Origin of the sequence: Kocuria coralli, from assembly GCF_008831305.1 — a bacterium.
Lineage (GTDB): Bacteria > Actinomycetota > Actinomycetes > Actinomycetales > Micrococcaceae > Kocuria > Kocuria coralli.
In genome coordinates, this window is the sequence record NZ_ML708680.1 from 1 (window position 1) to 202 (window position 202).

The 202-nt window shown below is 41.1% G+C and carries 1 pseudogene; it reads right to left on the reverse strand.

The features are described 5' to 3' along the window. Window positions 1–202: pseudogene (locus tag FCK90_RS15330) on the reverse strand (uracil-DNA glycosylase); the annotation flags it as partial.

The window sequence follows — 202 nt, forward strand, 5'->3', positions numbered from 1 at the left end:
AATGGTTTGCTTCCAAAAAAGCCTCGACTCGCGGCAAGCGGTGATGGGTGTACTCCTTTAATAATTAGATGTTGCGGGTTTGTAATGCCACTTGCGGCTTTTATAGCATGATTTCCCCATAAAATAAATACGAGTGGTTTGTCGTAATTATTCAGTTCTTCTAAAACGTGATCTGTGAACGTTGCCCAGCCTAGTTTTTTGT